Consider the following 22,917-nt stretch of genomic DNA (forward strand, 5'->3'; position numbering starts at 1 on the left):
ATGAGAAATGGAAATTAACTGGAACCAAATTGAAACCAAATGGAGAGCCAAATGGGATGAGTCAAAAGACTTTGAAACAAATCCAAATGAGAAACCAAAAAAATTCATAACAGTTGCATATCCATATCCAAACTCACCACAACACATTGGACATGGAAGAACTTACACATTAGCTGATGTTCATGCAAGATTTTATCGAATGCAAGGATTCAACGTATTATTCCCAATGGGATTTCACTATACTGGCACTCCAGTTTTAGGGATGGCAAAAAGAATCCAATCTCAAGAAAAAGAAATTCTTGATGGACTACGAAACATCTATCATGTTCCAGAAGAAGATATCAAAACATTTGTTGAACCAATAAAGATTGCAGATTATTTCCATGAAGAAATTAAAGCTGGAATGATTGAGATGGGTTATTCCATTGATTGGAGAAGAGAATTTACTACAATTGTTCCAGGATATCAGAAATTTATCGAATGGCAAATTACAACACTAAAAGAAAATGGCAAAATCATTCAAGGTTCACATCCAGTGGGGTGGTGTCCACGTGATCAAAACCCAGTATCACAACACGATACAATGGGAGATGTTGAACCAAAAATCGATGACAAAAACCATCTAGTCAAATTCAAATTTGGCGAATACATATTTCCAGTAACAACACTTCGTCCTGAAACAATTTTTGGAATTACTAACCTTTGGGTTAATCCAAATACTATTTACAAAAAAATTAAAGCTGATGATGAAAAATGGATTGTATCAGAAGAATGTGCAAAGAAAATAGAATTCTTTGGAAAAGAAATTACAATTGAAGGAGACATTGCAGGAACTGAAATTATTGGAAAATCTGCTACAGCACTACATAACAATCAAGAGATTCCAATTTTAGAAGCAGAATTTGTAGAGCCTGCAATTGGAACAGGCCTAGTAATGTCAGTTCCAGCTCACGCACCAAAAGACTACCAGGCATTAATGGACCTCAAGGCTAAAAATCATGAATTAGCCTCAAAAATTGAGCCTATTCCAATCATATCAACTGAAGGGTATGGAGAGATTCCTGCAAAAGAGATTTGTGAAAAGATGGGAGTATCAGACCAATCTGACCAAAAATTAGAAGAGGCAACAAATGAGTTATACCTCAAAGAATTCACAGATGGAAAACTAAACGACAAATGTGGTGATTTCCAAAATGAGAAAGTTCAGTTTGGACGAAACAAAGTCAGAGACTGGTTAATGGAAAACAAACATCTAGAAAAATTCCCAGTGCTTGAAAATGCTCCTGTAAAATGTCGTTGTGGAACTGAATGTGTTGTTAAAGTATTGAACAATCAATGGTTTTTGAATTATGGAGATGAAGAATGGAAAGAAACTGCAAGAAATTGTTTTGATGAGATGAATATCTTACCAAATAAAATTACAACAGAATTCAAAGAAGTAATTGATTGGTTACATGAAAGGGCATGTGCAAGACAACAAGGATTGGGAACTAATCTACCATGGGATAAAGATTGGATTGTTGAGAGTTTATCTGATAGTGTAATTTACATGGCATACTATACAATGTCAAGATTTGTAAATGATGGAACACTAAAACCTGAAAATCTTACAAAAGAATTCTTTGATTTTATTTTACTTGATAAAGGAGACATGTTACTAGCTGTTAGTACATCAAAATTATCTGAAGAAGTAATTAGTATGGTCAAAAATGAATTCCAATACTTTTATCCAGTTGACTCTAGACATTCAGGACGAGATCTTGTACAAAATCACTTGTCATTTTTTGTCTTAAATCACGTTGCAATATTTGAGAAAAAATTATGGCCACAAGAAATTGTTGTCAATGGTTCAGTAATGATGGATGGCGCAAAAATGAGTAAGAGTATGGGAAATATTATTCCACTTCGAACTGCAATCAAAGACCACGGAGCAGACCCAATTAGATTAGCAATTATCTCATCAGCAGAACTACTTCAGGATGCTGATTTCAATATGGACAGTGTAACAGGCATTCAAAGTAAGCTAGAATCACTTCTAGAGGAATGCAGCAGCCTCAAAGCATCAGATGTAGGTGATTTGGAGGCTGAAGATAAGTGGATTTTATCCAAAACTCAAGGCATGATTGCCCAAGTTACAGAAGCTGTAGAGAAAATGAGGCTACGAGAAGGACTCCATGACATACTATTTTCATTTGAATCTGATTTGAGCTGGTATTCAAAGAGAGTTGAGGCCAAAGGAAGGGACAATGTTTCAGGTATATTACACAAAATCAATTCAGCAAGAGTTGCAATGCTGTCTCCATTTGCACCGCATATAGCTGAAGAGATGTGGGAAAAATTAGGATATACAGAGCTTGTATCAAAATCAGCATGGCCTAAATTTTCAAAAGAAAATGTAGATGCTACATCAATTCAATCCGAAGAATTACTAAAATCAACAATAGATGATATTGCAAATATCCTAAAAGTTACAAAAATCACTCCACAAAAAATTGTAATTTATGTAAACTCTGACGAATTCAAATCTAAAGTTTATAGAAAAATTTTAGGAATTATGGTAGGAGGTCAAAACAATATGGGAGTAGTAATGAAAGAATTGATTGCAGATCCTCAAACAACAGATGCTAAAAAGATGCCAGACTTTATCCAAAAAGTAATCAAAGACTTGCATTCAGAGTCTGAAGAAATCAAATCAACAAAATTAGAATCTGAAGAATTTGATGAAAAGCAATTCTTTTCTGCAGAACTATCAAGTATTGGTAAAAAAGAATTTGGAGTAGACATTCAAGTGTTTGGAGCAACTGATGATGACATCTATGATCCAAAAGGAAAAGCTAGACATGCAAGACCATTCAAACCAGCAATCTTAATTGAATAATTAATAGCGATTTTTACAAGTTGAGCAAACATAAGCATACTTAATTTCTAAATCATAAGGAATACTCACTTTAGCTAGTTGTAGTATGGTAAATCCTCTGCAAATCTTACAAATCCCTCGCAACAGTACTGATTGTAAAATTTAGAGTTAACCAGATGTGTCAAAATCTGGTTCGATCAAGGTCATGCGTAATTTACCCACGAAATTAACTACTTTTTGCAAAATACACCATATGATAAAAGAAATAATTGGATTTGTATGGGATTTAATTTCTGGACAATAAAAAAAAGTAAATTAATTTTCAATATCTAAATCAACATGAACTTGTTGTATGCATGAATTGAGTTGTTCCTCATTACCTATCCAGATTTCACGACAATTCTGAAGTTGTTGTTCATATGTATCCCAAAACTCATTGCTTTGAAGTAGAGAATTTTTTCCATCCTTTGCCATGTGATAAACTTCAAGACCTGTAAAGCCTTCATATCTTTGAATCATTTTTTCATGAGATGCTTCAAATCTTTTTAATTCTTCTTTACAGGTATCTTGAGAATAACCAGATAGGTCCTCACATTGTTTAATTTTTTGTTGTAATTCATAGTATGATAGTTCCAGATTTCTCAACTCCCTTTCTTTAACAAAGTCACCATAATCAGCAGTTGCAATTATTCCAATGAAAATACCAACAGCAACTACAGCAATCACAACTCCAATTGTTCGCATTACTAGGGCATATTACCCATAGATATTATCCCTTTTCAAAAATAAAGTGAAAAAAAAGAAGTTTTTGGACTTAAGATCATAACCGTGAGGTGTACGATGAGAGCCCATGCCACTTAAGATCAGAAAGTGTTCCTTTTCTGATGACAGTGTTCGTCTTAAGATCCCAAACGATTGTTTGTAGATGACAGACTTGTTCTTGTAATTATCTTAAGGCAATTTTGGTATATAACCAGCGCTCATAAATTCTACTAGTGCCAAAGTAATCAATTCTAGTGCCATAAATTTGAATTTCAGATAGTCTATTTATTAGAGATAGAGGATGCAAAGGTATCTTGAAAATAGCAGTTATGGGAATGGGTGTAGCTGGATCATATCTAATGGCCAGACTAAAAGATTCTGAACATGATGTTACAGGATATGAATTAAAATCTGAAGAGACACATGACTCAATTTGTGCATGGGGAACAATCAAACCAGTTCTAACAGAATTTTGTAAAAAGACTGGAAGAAATTTTGATGACTTTTTGATTCATGACGGAAAAAGTATGCATGTCAAAATGAATGACAATGTGAAATTTGATATCGGATTACACGGAATGTGTACATATGACAAATTAGCTTTAATCAAAGATTTCATTAAAGATTCAAAAATAATTTACGGCAATCCACCAAAAAAAGAAGAACTTGAAAAAGAATACGACATGATAGTTGATTGTACTGGATTCCACAGAGTATACTTGCCAAAGATGAAAGAAGATTTCTTTTTACCAACTTATGAATACAAAGTAGAATATGAAAACGGAGTTCCATATGACGACTTTTACATTGAGCCATTTCCAGGAATGTCTGGATACTTTTGGTATTTCCCACTAGGTGAAAAATGGGCACATATTGGAGCAGGAGATTATAACAAAAATCACATTAAAGCAACAGATGCATTTCTTAAAAAACACGGCGGTAAGGTTCTAAAAACTAAAGGTCGTCCAATCAGACTTGCAACACCAGATAGATGTAAGCCATATTATTCTGGAAAAGTTGTAGGTGTTGGCGAATCAATTGGTACAGTTTATGCACTACTTGGAGAAGGAATTATTCCATCAATGCAATGTGTGGATATTTTCATTGAAAATATGCATGACTTTGCAGCATATGAAAAAGCAATTGAAAAACATTACAAAGTGTATGCTAAAGTTTTCAATTTTGTTAGAGCAAAAATTCACAAAGACTTTAACTTTTTGAAAGCATTGCCTGACTTTTTAGCAATCTTCCGGTACATGAAAAAGAATGAAGATAGATTTGGAATGGATATCAGAATTGCAGATTTGTTAAAAGTTGCTAAAGCCTAAGAGAAACTAACAGAACTAAATCCTTCTCGGTTTGTCCTATTACTTGCCATGTTGTAATCATAGATTGTTGTTGAATATGCTTGTAGTTCCTCTTTCATTTGATCCAAATTATCTGCAAGGTAAAATCCTGGACAGTCTCCTGTAAATTGATAAGTTGCATGAACACGTGCTTTGCCACCTTCATTTTCTAGCCAACTAGCAAATGGGTAAAGATAACAAACTCCAGGTCTGTCAGGATGCATACTACAACCCCCCTTATCATCTAAAAATCTACATGAAATGTGAGTTCCATCTTCTTCAGGAGTCTCATCTGTTTTTCTCTTTAGATTAATTGTAGTCATTGTAGTCATTTGACCTGATGGTCCTGGTTCATCGTAAGTTACAGTTAATGTTTCATTTTTGATAAATTCTGCAGTATTTTTGTATTTGAGACCTTTGCCAATTGTAATTAGATCATCAGAAGTTAATGGCAATCTGCCTTGTCTATCACAACAATTATGACAATCAGGCCAAAAGCATTTCCATAAGATGTATTTTTTTTCTGAATTAAGAAATGGAACGTGAAAAACTACATCTTTGACTTTGATTGCATAATCAGATACATCAGTAATTTGACCTAGTACGAATTTCCTTAAGATAGGATCAAAATCCCAATCCTTTTCTAACAAATCTAATGATTCTTGAATTTCTTTTTGAGACAAGTATTCAGTTATAACCGCTTTTGCAGATCTTATTAATGTTGAGTGAAAAAGGAAAATATGCAGCAGCTACAGAGAATAGAAGATTTGTGTGGGCTGAAATTATTTGGCCACTAGTTTTAGAGATTAACGATATTACATTTTCATTAAAACAATTTCAAGAAAAACGTGAAAAAGTCTGTAAAGAAAAAAACACAACAATTACAATTGCATCAAGAGGATTAGTATCTCTTGTTCTAAAAGGAATTTTACTAAAAGAAAATGACACGTATTCAATTCATTACAAATTAATCCCATACATGAGATTAAAAGCAAAATGTGATTATGCAACAGCTATCCATGAAGTTAGAATAAAATAATTACCAGTAGCCCGAGGCAGATTCGAACTGCCGTCTCCGCCTATCCACTCTTGAGATCCAGAGGGCAGAATCCTTGACCACTAGACTATCGGGCTACTTGATAGAAATTCAAGTAATTTAGAATATAATGATTTGGTGAAAATGTTTTTGAAAGAATTTTATCTTGATGCTTGTGCTATACGTTCTAACTCGTGTTTTTTCTTGACTGATGGAGAATTTGAATCATTATTTGCTGCGAGAATTAATTGTTCAGCTAAATGTTCTTCAATAGGTTTAGGATTAGAAAATGTTGCTTCTTTAACTGAATCAGCAATAAATTTCAAAGCCATGTCAACTCTTCTGATTGGAGCAACATCTACAGATACATGGTATGTGGTTCCACCATAAACAATTCTAGTAGTATCCTCAGTTGGAGCAGAAAACTCAACTGCTTTAACTAAAACTTGAACAGGGTTTTGTCCAGTCTTTAATTCAATAATTTCAAAAGCAGTTCGCACAGTGTTGATTAATTTAGCTTTTTTGCCAGTCATTCTACCAGTATTTTTTGCATATTTTTTTCCAAAGTGCATTGATTTGTTAATTAATCTCTCAACAATGTTGACTTCACCTTTATTGAATCTCTTTAATGCAGAACGGCCAAAAGTATAAGGCAAAATTTGTTTTCTTAAACAAATAGCAGTTTTTAATCCAGGATCTACAACTTCAATGTTTGATAAATCCCATTTTCTAAATAGTAACATATTTTTTGTTTCAGCCATTTCTCTATCTCCTTGGTTTCTCCTTCTTTCCAATAACTAATTCATGTAATGATGTACCGTTAACTTTAGAAACTTTGAATCTAACACCAGGAATATCTCCCATTGCACCACCTTGTGTTGCACCCATTCCTTCAATTGTTACTTCATCGTGTTCATCAATGAAATTCATTGCACCGTCTCTTGGCAAAAAGGCTGTAACGGATTTACCATTTCTAATTAATTGAACTCTAACACATTTTCTGATAGCAGAGTTTGGTTGTTTTGCTGCAATACCAACTTTCTCTAAAACAATTCCACGTCCTTGTGGTGCACCACCAAGAGGATCTGATTTTTTATCAATACCAAGTTTTCTTCTTTTGTATGTAGAAATTGCCCAGCGTTGTTTTTTCTTTTTAGTAGTTAGTACTCTACCTGCAAATAATCCTAGTGGTGATTTTCTCATATTCTATAACTCCATTGTTGCCCTTTCAGGACTGTTAATCAATACACTTCCAATATCAAAATATCGTTTAGCTAATAATCTTGCTTTCTCAGCATTTCTACCTTCTCTACCAACTACAATTCCTTTTTTTCTTGGGTCTACCATAACAATTGCCTGTTTTGTCCCATCTGCACGTGTATTTAATTTTACTTCAGAAATTAGTTTATTATTCAATAAATTAGTTAAGAATTTTGCAGGATCCTCATCAAATTCAACTAGTTCAACATTTCGTTTAACCATATTTTGTAAGGATTTGATATGCATTCCACCTTTACCAATGGCTAACCCCATTTTTCCAGTGTTTACTACAAAAATTACTCTATTTTGTTTTTCATCTTCAATACAATCTCTTGCAACAGCACCAGTTACATTTTGAAATAGCGACATCATTCGCATTTGATCTGTTGAAAGTTTAATTGATTGTGCCATAAGAATTCCTATTTATTTCCAGACCAAAAATGTCTCATTTAAACTTAGGTTAGACAAATAACAATTAGTCATTTTTTTCCTCAGTTTTTGTATCGTTTAAAATTGATTTGATATTTGCCTCGTCAATTGATGTAAATGAAATTGTTGAAATTCTAAATTGTAAGCCGCACAATCTACCCAGTGCAACTGAAGTTCCTTGAAAGTTTACGAGGGGGACTTTTTGTTTTTTTGCATCAGATTCAATTTTCTCAAGCATTTTTTTGTCTACAGATTGAGATAATACAATTAACTTGGAATTATTTACAGAGTTCAAAACTTCTTTGCTACCCATTGTCAATCTATTCTCTTTGCGGGCATCCTTCAATGATTTCTCAAGTATTTTACTCATGTAGTTTCCTTATCACGATCGTCTTGAGAGTCCTTTATAGGTTTATTGAAAAAATATTTCTAAGTATAATAAATGATTTAAAAATTATTTTTGATTTTTATAAAATCAATCAATAGTTATCGAGGATGAAATTGCAGGACTCAATGGTATGAAATCATTTAACGAATTCCACACATAAGTTTCTAAAACATAATTATCAGATTTTTCAGGAATCCATGATTGAGAAATATCTAGAATTTGATTAGGAGAAAGTTTTCCCTGAATCCACGATAAAGAAAGTACAGAATTATCAGAGTTTTTAATTTGGAAAAAATAGATAAAATCTTGTTCGTAATTTAATTTATTTTCAATTGTTCCAACTATTTGCATTTGTGTTTGTGAAATAAGAGAGTCTAAAGGGTTACCAAAACTATCAGAAAAAGAAATTGGTGAAGTCTGTATTCGATTAATTGATGCAATGGAGTGATCAACATTAGCAGAAGTTTCAATTGATATTTCATCAGATTTTGAAAAAGGTTTTGGTAATGTATGATCATCATATTTTGCAAAAATACCATCTCCAGGGACTGCATAAAGTCGATTTCCACTAGAAGTGTTTGTTGACAAACTAATATTTGCTATAAAGTCACCAGAGCGTTCAGATGTTTCTGTTGCAACAACTTGTATGCCGCCACTGTCAGAATCTGAAAAAACTTCTACGGTAATTGTATCAATTGCCTCAGGATTCAAATTCATATCATGATCAATTACACGAATTTCAACTGAATCACTTGTAAGAAAAACATCTTTTGAAAATTGTATTACTCCCATATTCCATGTTATTGGAATTGATTCAGTTAACACAACACCATCTGCAAATTCAAAAGATATTGTAATTGAATCATCATTGTCAGCTTCTAAAAACCCATTTGTTGGTCCATTACCAGAAGTTTTTGGGTTTGTATCAAAATTTCCATCACCGTCAACATCATGCAAAAAACCTGTTAAAATAATTTCACCTGAAAAAATTCCAGAACCTGATGAGGTTTCAGTTAACCTATATGGTTTTAAAAAATTTTCACCTGATGAAATTTTTATTGGATGAGAATCAGTTTCGCCAATTGAATCAATTTTATTTGAATTGCTATTCCAACTTGGTGCATTAATAGAAATTATTATTTTATCAGTCCACGAATATCCAGGTTTGTCAGTATAGATTGGTGCAAAAGGTTTGTCATAATCAGGAAGAGATTCAGCATAAACAGGGGCTAAAATAAGAAAAAATCCCAATAAAAATTCGTACACGGGATGAATTAGTTGAAATCAGATTTAATGTTTGATGATAAATTTTAGGATTTATCGGTAGGTAAAGAGATAGCCAAAATATTATCTCCGCGCAACAAAACTTTTCCAAGACTCAAATGTTTTTCTTCAGTAATGTCTTCAGCTTTGTCCAATGTTAAATTCATATGAATATCAAAGTCTATCAAGTTTCCTTGAACAGTTTTGTTATTTCTTAAACGAAGTAAAACACTTTTTCCTTGACAAGCAGTCATTGCAGTAGAAATTTCATCAGCCATAATTATCACTTAATTCTATTTCTTTTTGCTCACTTGCATGTACAGATCAACAGTACCACTTCCAATTGGAATTTGACTACCAACAATTACATTTTCAGTAATACCTCTAAGTTGTTCAATTTCTCCTCCAAGTGCGGCATGTGCAATTGTTGGTACTGTAATTTCGAATGCAGCTCTTGCAAGTACACTGTCTTTAGTACCAGCGATACCGTGTCTACCAATTTGTTGCATGTAACCACGTGAGCACATCAAATCAGATACCAACATAATGTATCTATCATCAACTTCCAATCCTTGGTCTCCCAGAGTATGATTAAGTTCATCAATTAATGCAAATCTTGCTGCTTCAATTCCTAAGGTACCTGCAATTTCAAAGACATTATTTGTTCTAACATTTCTTTTATCGATTCCTTTAACTTCAAGTACTTTAGCAATGTTTGAACCAGTGGTTTGGATTACCCATTCATCATCTTTTTGAACTAATGTTACACGCTCAATGTCTGGAACGCCTTTAACAGTAGTATTGAGTACTTTGTTTCTAATTGCAATTGCAGTTGCAGTATCAACTTCTTCAACTAAATTCAAAGTAATTAATTCACCAGTTACTTCCATCTTGAATTTTTTATTAGAAGAAAGTGCTGCTTCAACTTCTGCAACAGAACAACCTCTTTCACGAAGTCTGTTCTCACTTAAAATTAATTTAATGTTTGTAGAATAATCAGTTTCAGTATCAGCAATTAAGGCACTTACTTTAGTTTGCAAAACATTTCTTGCAACTTCAATTGCTTTTTCTCTATTTCCTTTATTTTCTTTTTCTAAGTAAATATCCATAGTTGGGGTTACAGGTTTCTTTCTAGCATCAACTAGTTCAATTAATCTTGGAAGACCTAATGTAACGTTTCTTTCTTTAATTCCTGCAAAGTGGAATGTTCTCAAAGTCATTTGCGTACCTGGTTCACCAATAGATTGTGCAGTTACAATTCCTACTGCTTGTCCTGGCTCTACACGTGCTTTATCATAAAGTGAAAGACCTTTTTTACATACTGCTTCAATTCCAGATTTACTAAGTCCAGATTTGTTTAATGCATCAGTTACGAGTTTAGTTAATCTTGGACTGAATGTTTTAGTGTATTTTTTAGTTAATGTCTCAATTTCATCTTTTGTTGCTTTTGCTCCAGAATCAATCATAGCTTGTGATGCAGCTAATCTACTTGGATTGAATGCCTCACCATGGTCACTTTTTTGTACATCAATTCCATCTTCACCGTAAAGGAATTGAACAATGTGTCCATGAGGATCTCTTACAGTTCCATCGTATTCTAATCTAATGTGTTCTAATGCATTGATCAATCTACGTTGCATGTAACCACTTTGTTGTGTTCTGACTGCAGTATCTACAAGTCCTTCTCTACCACCCATTGCGTGGAAGAAGAATTCTAGTGCAGTTAATCCAGTTCTATAATTTGATTTTACAAATCCGTGTGCATCAGGATTACTATCATGTTCTTTATAGTGAGTTAATGCACGATTTGCATATCCCTCGTTCATTCTGTTACCTCTTCTTGATTGTTGACCTAATGCTCCGGCCATTTGACCTACGTTAAGTGCTGAACCTCTTGCACCAGTTGTTGCCATAATTTTTCCAGCATTACCATCATCAAGGGAATCATTTGCAGTATCACCTGCTTTAACTCTGGCTTTACCTAATTCATTTACAATGTAAGCTTCTAAAGCTTCTTCTGCTTTCATACCTCTTGTAAGCTTCAATGTTCCTTTTTCATATTGGTCAGTCAAATCTGCTACAACATCATATGTGTCGCTAATATCATCTAGAATTTGTTGTTCATTCTTTGCTGGAACTTCCAAGTCACCATAACCATAACTAAATCCATAGTGAGTGATGAATTGTTTTACCATAATTAAGATAGAATTCAAAAAGTTCTTTCCAACTGCATTACCATAATCTTTAGTAATTCTGTGTAAGACACTTTCTGGCTCCTCTGCACCAATTGATGTTTTGTCAATTACACCACTGATTAATTCACCATTTTTAATTACAACGTCATTTGCTTTTCCACCAGTACCTTTTGACCATTTTGATGTTAATGTATAATTGAAATCGCTTGGTAAGAATAATGAGAATAATTGTTTTCCAGTGTATGCAGGGCTTCCATCTTTTGCTTTAGTAGATGGTTTTGGTAGTGGGTCAGTAAATCCTCCAAGCATTGCATAGTTTGAAAATTCTTGAACAGACAAAATAGTATCATCTTTTGTTAATAGATATGCACCAGTTACAAAGTCTCTGAGGGCACCAATAATTGGACCACCATATCTTGGTGAAATTAATTGGTCTTGAACTCTCATCAAAAGAATTGCTTCTGCTCTAGCTTCCTCACTTTGTGGTACGTGAAGATTCATCTCATCACCATCAAAGTCTGCGTTGTATGGTGGACAAACAGATGGGTGTAATCTGAAAGTTTTTCCAGGAAGTACACGTACATAGTGTGCCATGATGGACATCTGGTGAAGTGAAGGTTGTCTGTTAAACATTACAATATCTCTGTCAGCAAGATGTCTTTCAATCAAATATCCAATTTCAAGTGTTTCTGCAATTGTTGAACGATCTTCAACAAAGTCTAATCTAATTTTTACACCATCTGGTCTTACAATATAATTAACTCCTGGGAATTTTTCAGGTCCATTGATAACTAATTTTCGCATTCTTTCTATGTTCCATTCAGTTACAATTTCAGGAATAGTTAGTTTCATTGCAACTGCTTCAGGTACACCAACTTCAGACAAGTCCAAGTTAGGATCTGGAGAAATTACAGTTCTACTAGAAAAGTCAACTCTCTTTCCAGAAAGTGAACCTCTGAATCTGCCTTCTTTTCCTTTGAGTCTTTGTGTTAATGTTTTAAGAGGACGTCCAGAACGATGATGAGCTTGAGGAATTCCAGAAACTTCATTGTCAAAATATGTTGTTGAATGGTATTGTAACAAATCAACCAAATCTTGAACAATTAATGGAGGAGTTCCTGCTTCTTTACTTTCTTTTAATCTCTGATTAACTCTAATGATATCTACCATTTTATGGGTTAAATCATCTTCAGATCTAATTCCAGTTTCAAGAATAATTGAAGGTCTGACAGTAACTGGAGGAACAGGCAATGCTTGAAGAATAAACCACTCAGGTCTTGCAGTTACAGGATCATAAGACAATAGGGATAAATCGTCATCAAGGATTTGTGAGAATCTTTCTCTAATTGTGATTGGCAATAATCTATGTTCACCGATTTCGGTTTTTTCAACAAAGATAGTGGGTTTTGTAAAAACTAATTCGTATTGTGTTTTTCCACAGTGAGGACATTCTTTTGCTTTCTTTGCTTTTTCAATGATTTGTTCAGGAATACGTTTTTGTGAAACAGTTGTGTATGCAGCTCCTTTATCTTTAATTTTTTGGAATGCATTAAGATCTTCTTGCGGAACTTTTAGTCGTGCACAAGAGCGACATGTTGATTGTAGTAATTTGTAGATATTATCAATAAATGCAATATGCAAAATTGGTTCTGCAAGTTCAATGTGACCAAAGTGTCCTGGGCATCTAGCTGCAGTATTACCACAAGTTAGACATTTTTGACCAGGCTCAAGTGTTCCAAGTCTTCCATCCATAAGACCTCCTTGAACTGGCATTCCATCTTCATCGTAAGTTTCTGGAGCAGTGATTTCAGCAACAGAATATTTTCTAATTTCAGTTGGAGACCAAACAGAGAAACGAATTCCATCAATTGCTTTAATTGCTTGAATAGACATCTTAGAGTTTCTCCTTTATTAGCAATCTTGGTGCAACATTAAGACTTTGCATTTCTTGTAATAATAATTTGAATGCATATGCCACAGATACTGAAGATACTTTAGCTTTATCTCCACAAACTCTGCAAACATATTTTCTTTGTTTAACATCATGATAAGCAACTAAACCACATCTTTCACAAACGAAAACATCAGATTTATCAGATTCATCTAACAATCTATCTTTTAGAATCATTGATGCACCATAAGCAATTAAACAATCTCTTTCCATTTCACCAAATCTCAATCCACCACCTCTAGCTCTACCTTCAGTTGGTTGTTTAGTTAACATCTGAACTTGTCCACGTGCTCTTGCATGTATTTTGTCGGCAACCATATGATGAAGTTTTTGATAGTATACTACACCAATAAAGACATCAACTGGGAATGCTTTTCCAGTTCTTCCGTCATACATTATTTCTTTACCAGAATATTTGAAATTATGTGCATCCATAACTTCCTTAACTTCATCCATTTTCTCTCCAACGAATGCAGAACCATCAAATCTCTTTCCACGGAATGATGCAGCTTTTCCACAAATGGATTCCATCATCATACCCACAGTCATTCTAGATGGGAAAGCATGTGGATTAATTAAAACATCAGGTGACATACCTTCAGCAGTGTATGGTAAGTCTTCTGCTTTTGCTAAAATTCCAAGTACACCTTTTTGTCCGTGTCTTGAAGCAAATTTATCACCAATTTCAGGAATTCTCATGTCTCTTGCTCTAATTTTATACATTTTACCACCCTCGTTAGATTGAGTCATTACAACTGTATCAATTACACCGGCTTCAGAAGGTCTTACACCAATGGATGTATCTCTACGATAAGGACCAGAGGATTCAAACTCTCGGTATTCTTCCATAAATCTTGGAGGACTAGTTTTACCAATCAAAATATCTCCACCTTTAACAGGTGACTCTGATGCTACTACGCCATCTTCTTCAAGTAATCTATATGCTTTTTCACCTTTGTAACCTCTTACATTATCTTCAGCGTTTGGAATTTCAAATGAATCTCTCATTCCACCAGGATATTGTTTTGCTTCAGCATCATAAATTCTAAAGAAGAAAGTTCTACCTAATCCTCTATCAACAGAGGCTTTACTGAGAACAATTGCATCCTCAATGTTGTAACCATCAAATGGCAATACGGCAACTACACAGTTCTGACCTGCTGGTCTATCTTCTAATCCAAGTAGTTTCATTGCTTTTGTGTTTACAGCTGGAACTTGTGGGTATAGCATAAGGTGTTGTCTAACATATGTACTAGTATTCATCATCGGTGTTGAAAATCCTAAACTTTGTTTTGCCATTGCAGATTCGTATGTATTTCTTGGAGATTGGTTATGTTCTGGATATGGAATTATAGATGCACCTGCTCCCAAAATTGCTGGTGGGAATACTTCAAGATGAGTGTGTTTCTTTGAATCTTTTTCATCCAATGTAATGTAACAGTTCTCCTCTTCATTTGCATCAATCATTTCCAAGACACCCATTCTTAACAAATCATTCCAAGATAGTAATTTCTTTGAAATTTTATCTAAAAGATCTTGAGTAAGTAATGGTTTGTTATCTTTGATAATTATTAATGGTCTTAAAACTCGTCCAGCATTACAATTAACATATAATCTTCGAGTAGCCTCTTTGTGCTCATCAGATTTATGGAATGAAACTCCAACGTGTGGATGGATTTTTGAATTTCTTCTAAGATCTCTTAGTGATTCTGCTAATTCAAGTCCATCTTTATAATATCCAATTAATCGTCCATCGACAAATATTCTAGTTCCATCTTGTTTCAAATCATCTTTTGCATCAAAGAAATGTACAGTTCCAAGATCATATAATTTCTCAACAATTTCCTCAGAAGGAACATTTACTGAAATGATTCCAGATAATGCAAGATTTTTTACCAAACCACAGTTTGAGCCTTCAGGTGTTTCACTAGGACAAATTCTTCCAAAGTGTGTTGCGTGCAAATCTCTTGCTTCAAAGTTTGGTTGAGTTCTACTAAGGGGTGATTGAATTCTTCTAAGATGACTGATAGTTGATAGATAGTTTGTTCTGTCAAGTAATTGTGTAACTCCAACTCTACCACGACCCCAGTTTCCTGTTGCAATAGCATTGTTTAGTTTATCAGTAATAATTCCAGGACGAATTGATGCAGCAACTGCATTAATTCCACGTTTTTGACCTGAACGCTCTAATTGATATTTCATATCTCTAACCAAATTTCTAAATGCAGTTCTAAACAAATCTGCAAGCATTTGTCCTGCAAATTTGATGACTTTGTTTCCATAATGATCTTTATCATCAGGAGTAATCCAATTGAGTTTTAATTCTAATAATTTACATGCTGCCTCTCCTAAGAATTGTGCTTTTTCTTTTCTGTTTTCAGGGTGTTTTCCTAGATGAGGTAATAGACCCCAATCAAGTAAAGTTTCAGCACGTTTAATTTGGAATTCTTCTAACATTCCAGGTGCAATTCTTTTACTGATGTAAACAATAGCATCTTTAGATGTAGGAACATCTCCTGCTTTTTCAAAAGAGCCTTCTAATTCATCTTGAAGTTCATCAACTAGTGAAACTACTGAAGCAATTTCTTTATCAGATTCTAATCCGAGTGCTCTCATTAAAGTAACAACTGGAATATCTACAGGAGAACCAGGAATTCTTGCAACTATCAATCCATCATTTTTCATAACAAGTTCTAATTTTGCACGGTAACCAACAATTGAAGAATAAACTTTTGCTTTGAAAACAGTGTTTCCACCAACAAGTTCTCTATCTACAATTATTTTATTATAAGAAAGATCTTCTAATCCAACAATTACTCTTTCTGAGCCGTTAATGATAAAGTAGCCACCAGGATCATTTGGATCTTCACCATGTTCAATTAATTTTTGATTAGAGAAATTATTCAAAATACATGCATTAGATTTTGCCATAACTGGTACATCACCAATATGAACAAATCTTGATTCCAAAATTTTACCATCTTCAACAACACTGGCTTCCATCATTACAGGTGCAGAATAAGAAACATTTCGTAATCTTGCTTCAGCTGGCGTGATGTGAGTAATAGAACCATCAAGTTCCATCATTCTTGGTTGTTGAAGTTTTACTTTTCCTAATTGAATTTTATATGGATATTCAGCATTTTCAATGTCAATTTGTCCAACTTCATTTATGATACTTTGAAGTCCTCTTTCTAAAAATTCATCAAAGGAATTAAGATGTTGACGTGCAATACCTTCACGCTTCAAAATATCTTGAATAACTGGCCAACGTTTGTTTGAAGGATCAGCCAAATCTAGACCTCCACCACATATCGATAATAGAGACTCTCACCAGCAGTTGGACTATTTCTAGTGATTTTTATCATATCACCAGGTTTTACACCAAGTCCCATAATTGCAGGATCATTTACGAAAATTAATGGTAATTCTGTTGGTTTACAATTGTATTTTTTTAAAACTTCTTCAGCTTCTGATTTTGGAATAATTTCATGTTTAGGAACATAAACATGATCTGGTACTAAAATCTGGTTTTTCTTAATTGCCATTTAAGAAGCCCCCAGATCGAACATTAAATGTAATAGTAAATAATACACACAAACTGAAAAAAATCACGTTCGGGTTAATATATATCTAATCTGAAACTTCAAATCAAGAAATTATTTTCTTATTGACTCTATTTGCAATATTTGCAGCAATTCCACCAGCAGCAATTCCATTATCGATATTTACAACAGATAATCCCAAAGAGCAACTTTGTAACATAGATGCTAAAGCTGCAATTCCTTTTTCACCATATCCATATCCAACTGATGTTGGAATTCCAATAATTGGTATATCTACCAGAGTAGAAACCAAAGTGGCCAAAGCCCCCTCCATTCCAGCTGCAACAATAATACAATCAACATCCTCTTCAATCATTTTCTTTAAAATTGGAAATATTCTTTGGATTCCAGCAACTCCAACATCATAACTTGTTATACATTTACAATTCATTGCCTCACACATTAATCTAGATTCTTCAGCAACTCCAATATCAGAAGTTCCAGCTGTCAAAACACCAACGGTTCCTCCATGGAATTTAATTGGTTTTTTAAATATCAAAATAGTTGATGAATTTTTTCCTGTCGAGATTTTTACTTTTAATGTTTTTACGAACAAAAGTAATTTTTTGTAATGCTCTTTTTTGATTCTTGAAACAAGAACAGAATTAGTTTTTTCCAGAGTCTTTTTAATGATTTTTTTAATATCATCTAATTCCTTAGTTTCTGCAAAAATTACTTCTGGAACTCCCCTTCGTTTACTTCGATTAACATCAATTTTGGCAAAATTTTCAACTTCCTCAATTGAATATAATGTTAAAAGTTTTTTTGCATCTTTGGTAGAAATTTTTCCAGATTTTACGGATTCTAAAATTTCATTGATTTTCAATAATTACAATAATTGATATCTATACTAAAATGCTTAGATTTCAATACCAGAAAGTGCATCTTTGACATTAGCGACACCTTTGTCAAACATAGTTCTTTCTTCATCATTAAGATCTAACTCAATAATTTTCTCTACACCGTTTTTGCCAATTACAGCTGGTACACCAATTGTAACATCAGAATGACCATACTCACCATCAAGATAAGTTGCTACTGGAATGACTTGTTTTCTATCTCTAACTACTGTTTCAATAATTGCAGATATTGCATTTCCTGGTGCATGTACTGTAGCACCCTTTAATTCAATTACTTTAGCTGCAACTTGTTTTGTGTTTTGAACAATCTCGTCTAATTTTTCTTTTGGTAAGAAGGATGAAAGTGGAACTCCAGAAACGGATGAAAATCTTGGTAAAGGAAGCATGTTTTCTCCATGTTCACCAATTACTAATCCTCTAATAGAATCTCGGGAATGACCAGTAGATTCATGAATAAATTGTCTAAATCTTGATAAATCTAACATTCCACCCATTCCAAACACTCGACTTCTATCAAATCCAGATACTTTTTGAGTAATGTATGCCATTGGGTCCAATGGATTGGAAACTGGAATAATCATAGAGTCATCAGCATATTTTTTAATATTTTCTGTTACACTTTTTACAATTGAAGCATTAATTTTTAGCAAGTCCATTCTTGTCATTCCTGGTTTTCTAGCTGAACCTGCTACTACCACGACAATGTTTGATCCTCTAATATCCTCATAATCATTTGAACCCTTAACTTCTACATCAATACCTTGTTCAGATAACATGTGATTGATATCCATGGCTTCACCTTGTGGCAATCCCTTTGCAACATCAAGTAACAAGATTTGATCATCTAATTTCTTTAATGCTGAAAATAAAGCTGCATCGCCACCTACTTTACCAGATCCAATTATTGTAATCATGAAAATCAGTGCTAAATTTGAAATTATAAATCTAATGAAATAGTCAAAATATTAGGCGAATTTATAAGCATTTTTGATAATTTTTAATCATGGTTATTGTTATTGATCCACAAATAGCAGGAATTTCAGGAGATATGCTTTTGTGTTCTTTAGTGGATTTAGGAGCAGATAAAAATCAGATCGTAGAAGGAATTAAAAAAATAGGAAAATTTCTGCCAGATTCAAAAATTAATAAAATTGATTTTCAAAAAATTCAAAAAAATGGAATTGAATCAACTGAATTAATATTAGAAATTGATGAAAATATTTCTGAAAGAAAAGGAATTGAGATAAAAAATGCAATAATTAATTCGATAAACGAATTACAACTTTCAGATAAAGCAAGAACATTTGCAGAATCATGCATTAATTCTTTAATTTCATCAGAATCTAAAATTCACGGCATTTCTGAAGATTCAGTTCATTTTCACGAGGCATCAAGTATCGATACACTGGTAGACATAGTTGGAGTTACTATTGCATGTGAAAAATTGAAACTATTTGAGGAGAAAATTGTTTGTTTGCCAGTATCAGTTGGAAGTGGAACTGTTAGTTTTTCTCATGGAACAATGTCCAATCCTGCAAGTGCAGTTCTCCAAATTTTCAAAAATTCTAATTTAACAATTAAAGGAAATGATGCAAATGAAGAGCTAACAACTCCTACTGGAGCTTGTATTTTAGTTAATTTGACAGATAGTTCAGTGGAATATTATCCTTCAATGAATATTAGTTCAATTGGTTACGGGGCAGGTCAAAAAAATTTTGAATCATTCTCAAATGTATTGAAAATTGTTCAAGGCAGTCATGAGAAAACAGGGATGGATTCAGTAAAAATTCTAGAGACAAATGTAGATGATGTTTCAGGAGAGATTTTAGGATATTTGATTGAAAAAATTATGAAAATAGGAGCAAAAGATATTTCAATTTATCCAGGAATTACAAAAAAAGGAAGACCAACTAACTTGATTTCTATAATGTGTGATGATGAAAAAATTGAAACAATTACAGATATTTTAGTATTGGAAACGGGTACTTTAGGAATCAGAATATCAGATTCTAATCGATTAATTGTTGCTAGAACAAATCATAGTTTCTCATTAACCTTTGAAGGTAAATCTTTTGAAATAAATTATAAAAAATCAACTTACAAGGAAAAAACTCACTTTAAAATAGAATTTGAAGATTTAAAAAATATTTCTGAAACACTTGATAAACCAATTAGAGATGTTGAATTATTTTTGAGAAAAGAAATTGAAAAAATAGAGGAGACACAATGACAAAATTAGATAATTTAGTAAAATGGTTTGAAGATAAAAACAAAGTAATGATTGCATTGTCAGGGGGTGTAGACAGTGCAGTTGTAGCATATGCTGCTTTTCAAGCATTAGGAAATTCTGCAATTGCAGTTACTGCAGATTACAAAACTTTGTCACAAGAAGAACTTCTATCAGCAAAACAAGTTTGTTCAGAAATAGGCATTGAACAAATGATTTTAGATTATAGTGAATTAGAAAACGAAGATTTTGTTAAAAATGACTCAAATCGGTGTTTTCATTGTAGAATGGAGTTAGGAGATCATTTAATCAAATTAGCTAAAACACATTGTGTAGAAATCATAGTTGATGGAACCAATATAGATGATTTAGGTGATTATCGTCCAGGAATTCAAGCCCTAAAAGAAAATGGAATTCGAAGTCCACTTGTAGAAACAAAATTTATCAAATCAGAGATTCGAGATATTGCTAAATCTGTTGGATTGTCTGTTCATGATAGACCAGCAAATTCATGTTTAGCATCTAGAATTCCCTGGGGTCAAAGAGTAACTGCAGAAAGACTAACTCGAATTGAATTAGGTGAGACTCTTGTTAAACAGATTACCAAACTAAAACAAGTTAGAGTCAGAGACATTCAAGGTTGTGCAAAAATTGAAGTAGATAAAGAAAGAATATCAATTTTTGATGAGAACATCATTAATCAATTAAGTGAAAAATTGAAAGTGATTGGATTTACTTCTGTTGAGATAGATAAAGACGGATACAAGCCTGGAAAAATTAATGTGATTTCAAATTGATCTATTTAGATAATGCAGCATCAACACGAATTCATGATGATGTATTAAATTCAATGTTACCCTATCTTAAGGAACAATATGGAAATCCATCATCAATACATAAACAAGGGAGATTAACACGTAAGGCCGTCAATAAAGCACGAAAACAAATTGCATCTATTATTAATGCAGATCCTGCAGAAATTTTGATTACATCTGGAGGAACAGAATCTAACAATACAGCGCTAAATGGAATTTCATCACAATTTCCATCTAGTCATATTATTACAACATCTATTGAACATGATGCAGTTTTAGAACCTTGTAAAAAATTGAGTTCAAAAGGATTCAAAGTAGATTATCTGCCAGTAGATAAATTTGGTATGATCAATACATTAGATTTAGAAAATGCAATTTCTGAAAAAACAAGTGTTGTTTCAGTGATGTTTGGAAATAATGAAGTTGGAACAATTCAACCAATTCAAAAAATTGCCAAAATTTGCCATGAAAATCAAATTATTTTTCATACAGATGCAGTTCAAGCTGTAGGAAAGATTCCCGTAGATGTCAAAGAATTAGATGTAGATTTACTATCAATTTCATCTCATAAACTTCATGGTCCCAAAGGAATTGGGGCATTATACATCAAAAACGGAGTAAAGATAGATCCTATGATTTTGGGAGGAGGGCAAGAATTCAGGTTAAGATCTGGGACTGAAAATGTTGCAAATATTGTGGGATTTGGTCAAGCATGTGAAATTGCACAAAATCATCTAGATGAAAATATCTTATGGATAAAAAAACTTCAATCTCAACTAGTCAAAAAAGTATTAGATGAAATTCCGCAAGTTACTTTCAACGGTCACGTAGATTACAGATTAGCCAATAATGCTCATTTTACATTTTTAGGAATTAATGGGGAAGACCTCATTATCAAATTGGATGAATATGGAATTGCTGCATCTACTGGCTCAGCATGTTCAGTTAATACTCAAAAAGCATCACATGTTTTAAAATCAATGGGATTTTCTTTGGAACAAATTACAGGTTCTTTACGATTAACTGTAGGGATTTTGAATACAGAAAATGAGATTAATGAAACGGTAGAAATTCTCAAAAAAGTGATTGAAGAACTTCGTGCAGTTTCACCATTCAAAGAAAAATATTCTTTTGAATCTAAAAATTAAATTTTAATTTGAAATTTATTTCGAGTTAGCAGAATTGATGCCATAATCCCTACTGTCAAAATTATCATAACAATTGTACCAAATTCAGGAATTACGTAAGTACCGATAATTTGTATTTTTGAATCACCTTCCTCAAAATCAATTGTTAGTGTTCTAATTTCTGAATGAGATGTTTCCTCATTGTATGTAGTTTCAATAAGGTCACCATTTTGTTTTTCAATCAAAATTATAAAGACTTCATCTTTTCCATTTTGTTTTTCAGCATCAATGTATTTTCTAGGTAAATCTAAAACAATTTTTCCCTCATCAGATGCATCAATATCTACAACTAATCCAAAAATATTTTCATCAATAGATATAGTAGATATTGTTCCACCTCTAATAGTATAATCCAAATCAAATGTTCCACTACTTCCTGCATTAACTTCAAAAGTATCAGTTGTTGTTAGGACTTCAGAATCAGGCGTATAGAAAAAAACAGTTTCTGCGATATTTCCTTCACCATAAGTTACTTTTACAACATATTCACCCTGATTTTGCCACATACTACCCTGTGCAAGAATAGGGTAAGAATAATTTCCATCTTTAGAAACATTGATTTGTGCAATTTCAACCATGTTCCCGTCTTTGAATAGTTGTAATGTGATAGGAGTTTCGCCTACAATTATTTTAATTTGTCCAGAAATTACAATTGTGTCACCCTCATCATAAGTAGCATTATCAGTTTGAACAGAAATTAAAGATGTGTTTGCAAAAACAGTTCCCACTGGAATCA

General features: G+C 33.1%; 20 protein-coding genes and 1 tRNA gene. 6 read left to right on the forward strand and 15 right to left on the reverse strand.

The genetic code is table 11. From position 1 onward, the window contains the following. Positions 1 to 7: 7 nt before the first annotated feature. Entirely contained in the window at positions 8 to 2,878 is a 2,871-nt protein-coding gene (gene leuS, locus NMSP_RS06450; RefSeq protein ID WP_086907995.1) for a leucine--tRNA ligase, read from the forward strand. 294 nt (positions 2,879 to 3,172) lie between these two features. Here leuS and NMSP_RS06455 read toward each other — a convergent pair whose 3' ends face one another. After that, on the reverse strand, positions 3,173 to 3,601 hold the full coding sequence (locus tag NMSP_RS06455; protein WP_086907996.1) for a hypothetical protein: 429 nt from the start codon (positions 3,599 to 3,601) through the stop codon (positions 3,173 to 3,175). Between the two features lie 332 nt (positions 3,602 to 3,933). Here NMSP_RS06455 and NMSP_RS06460 point away from each other — a divergent pair, with 332 nt between their 5' ends. Further along, a complete protein-coding gene (locus NMSP_RS06460; protein ID WP_086907997.1) occupies positions 3,934 to 4,947 on the forward strand; it encodes an NAD(P)/FAD-dependent oxidoreductase in 1,014 nt (337 codons plus the stop codon). Here the strand turns inward: NMSP_RS06460 and NMSP_RS06465 are convergent. Continuing rightward, positions 4,944 to 5,648 (reverse strand): YkgJ family cysteine cluster protein, encoded by a 705-nt coding sequence (locus tag NMSP_RS06465; protein WP_086907998.1) that lies wholly within the window; start codon positions 5,646 to 5,648, stop codon positions 4,944 to 4,946. The two genes, NMSP_RS06460 and NMSP_RS06465, sit on opposite strands and share 4 nt — an antisense overlap. Positions 5,649 to 5,683: 35 nt before the next feature. Between NMSP_RS06465 and NMSP_RS06470 the strand changes: the two genes are divergently transcribed. After that, positions 5,684 to 6,004: a hypothetical protein gene (locus NMSP_RS06470; protein WP_067959493.1), complete on the forward strand. Its 321-nt coding sequence runs from the start codon at positions 5,684 to 5,686 to the stop codon at positions 6,002 to 6,004. Between the two features lie 7 nt (positions 6,005 to 6,011). On the opposite strand, the gene NMSP_RS06475 is transcribed toward NMSP_RS06470, so the two are convergent. From NMSP_RS06475 to NMSP_RS06530, 12 genes are all read right to left on the reverse strand, one after another. Continuing rightward, positions 6,012 to 6,099 (reverse strand) — tRNA-Gln (locus NMSP_RS06475). A gap of 63 nt (positions 6,100 to 6,162) precedes the next feature. Further along, positions 6,163 to 6,762 carry a 30S ribosomal protein S7 gene (locus tag NMSP_RS06480; protein WP_086907999.1) on the reverse strand — a complete coding sequence of 200 codons (600 nt, stop codon included), beginning with the start codon at positions 6,760 to 6,762 and terminating at the stop codon, positions 6,163 to 6,165. 4 nt (positions 6,763 to 6,766) lie between these two features. Next, on the reverse strand, positions 6,767 to 7,204 hold the full coding sequence (locus tag NMSP_RS06485; RefSeq protein ID WP_086908000.1) for a 30S ribosomal protein S12: 438 nt from the start codon (positions 7,202 to 7,204) through the stop codon (positions 6,767 to 6,769). Between the two features lie 3 nt (positions 7,205 to 7,207). After that, positions 7,208 to 7,672, reverse strand: coding sequence for a NusA-like transcription termination signal-binding factor (locus NMSP_RS06490; protein WP_086908001.1), 465 nt, complete (start codon positions 7,670 to 7,672; stop codon positions 7,208 to 7,210). Between the two features lie 64 nt (positions 7,673 to 7,736). Continuing rightward, a complete protein-coding gene (locus tag NMSP_RS06495; RefSeq protein WP_067959506.1) occupies positions 7,737 to 8,060 on the reverse strand; it encodes a ribosomal L7Ae/L30e/S12e/Gadd45 family protein in 324 nt (107 codons plus the stop codon). Between the two features lie 105 nt (positions 8,061 to 8,165). Further along, positions 8,166 to 9,344 (reverse strand): hypothetical protein, encoded by a 1,179-nt coding sequence (locus tag NMSP_RS06500; RefSeq protein WP_086908002.1) that lies wholly within the window; start codon positions 9,342 to 9,344, stop codon positions 8,166 to 8,168. Between the two features lie 44 nt (positions 9,345 to 9,388). Next, a complete protein-coding gene (locus tag NMSP_RS06505) occupies positions 9,389 to 9,619 on the reverse strand; it encodes an LSM domain-containing protein (RefSeq protein WP_086908003.1) in 231 nt (76 codons plus the stop codon). A 15-nt stretch (positions 9,620 to 9,634) separates the two neighbouring features. Next, positions 9,635 to 13,429 (reverse strand): DNA-directed RNA polymerase subunit A', encoded by a 3,795-nt coding sequence (locus NMSP_RS06510; RefSeq protein ID WP_086908004.1) that lies wholly within the window; start codon positions 13,427 to 13,429, stop codon positions 9,635 to 9,637. Position 13,430: 1 nt separating this feature from the next. Then, the gene (locus tag NMSP_RS06515; protein WP_086908005.1) at positions 13,431 to 16,781 is read right to left on the reverse strand and encodes a DNA-directed RNA polymerase subunit B; all 3,351 of its coding nucleotides are present in this window, start codon (positions 16,779 to 16,781) and stop codon (positions 13,431 to 13,433) included. Between the two features lie 2 nt (positions 16,782 to 16,783). Then, positions 16,784 to 17,035 carry a DNA-directed RNA polymerase subunit H gene (locus NMSP_RS06520; protein WP_086908006.1) on the reverse strand — a complete coding sequence of 84 codons (252 nt, stop codon included), beginning with the start codon at positions 17,033 to 17,035 and terminating at the stop codon, positions 16,784 to 16,786. Positions 17,036 to 17,138: 103 nt separating this feature from the next. Continuing rightward, a complete protein-coding gene (gene larB, locus NMSP_RS06525) occupies positions 17,139 to 17,918 on the reverse strand; it encodes a nickel pincer cofactor biosynthesis protein LarB (RefSeq protein ID WP_086908007.1) in 780 nt (259 codons plus the stop codon). 33 nt (positions 17,919 to 17,951) lie between these two features. Next, positions 17,952 to 18,866 (reverse strand): malate dehydrogenase, encoded by a 915-nt coding sequence (locus NMSP_RS06530; RefSeq protein ID WP_086908008.1) that lies wholly within the window; start codon positions 18,864 to 18,866, stop codon positions 17,952 to 17,954. Between the two features lie 89 nt (positions 18,867 to 18,955). Between NMSP_RS06530 and larC the strand changes: the two genes are divergently transcribed. Genes larC through NMSP_RS06545 form a run of 3 tightly spaced genes read left to right on the forward strand, consistent with a single transcriptional unit; the run spans position 18,956 to position 22,142 of the window. Continuing rightward, on the forward strand, positions 18,956 to 20,182 hold the full coding sequence (gene larC, locus NMSP_RS06535; protein ID WP_086908009.1) for a nickel pincer cofactor biosynthesis protein LarC: 1,227 nt from the start codon (positions 18,956 to 18,958) through the stop codon (positions 20,180 to 20,182). Further along, positions 20,179 to 20,976: an ATP-dependent sacrificial sulfur transferase LarE gene (larE, locus tag NMSP_RS06540; protein ID WP_086908010.1), complete on the forward strand. Its 798-nt coding sequence runs from the start codon at positions 20,179 to 20,181 to the stop codon at positions 20,974 to 20,976. Before larC ends, larE begins: the two co-directional genes overlap by 4 nt. Beyond that, positions 20,973 to 22,142 (forward strand): cysteine desulfurase family protein, encoded by a 1,170-nt coding sequence (locus NMSP_RS06545; RefSeq protein WP_086908011.1) that lies wholly within the window; start codon positions 20,973 to 20,975, stop codon positions 22,140 to 22,142. Before larE ends, NMSP_RS06545 begins: the two co-directional genes overlap by 4 nt. Here the strand turns inward: NMSP_RS06545 and NMSP_RS06550 are convergent. Continuing rightward, positions 22,139 to 22,909 (reverse strand): PEFG-CTERM sorting domain-containing protein, encoded by a 771-nt coding sequence (locus NMSP_RS06550; RefSeq protein ID WP_318779013.1) that lies wholly within the window; start codon positions 22,907 to 22,909, stop codon positions 22,139 to 22,141. The two genes, NMSP_RS06545 and NMSP_RS06550, sit on opposite strands and share 4 nt — an antisense overlap. Between the last annotated feature and the right edge of the window lie 8 nt (positions 22,910 to 22,917).

Origin of the sequence: Candidatus Nitrosomarinus catalina (genome assembly GCF_002156965.1) — an archaeon.
Lineage (GTDB): Archaea > Thermoproteota > Nitrososphaeria > Nitrososphaerales > Nitrosopumilaceae > Nitrosopumilus > Nitrosopumilus catalinensis.